Raw genomic sequence first — 259 nt, forward strand, 5'->3', positions numbered from 1 at the left:
GTCGTACCACCGTGGTCGCCTTGGGCGGCGGTGTGATCGGCGACATGGCCGGTTTTGCGGCAGCCTGCTACCAGCGCGGTGTGGACTTTATCCAGGTGCCGACCACCTTGCTTTCCCAGGTCGATTCGTCGGTGGGCGGCAAGACGGGCATCAACCACCCGCTGGGCAAGAACATGGTCGGCGCGTTCTATCAGCCCAATGTCGTGCTGATCGACACCGCCACCCTCAACACGCTGCCGCCGCGCGAGTTGTCGGCGGG

The 259-nt window shown here is 65.3% G+C and carries 1 pseudogene; it reads left to right on the plus strand.

Annotated elements, in window-relative coordinates:
- Window positions 1-259 (plus strand): annotated as a pseudogene (locus AC3XQU_RS24220) (3-dehydroquinate synthase); the annotation flags it as partial.

Source organism: Telluria sp. AZSoR62 (assembly GCF_058111565.1).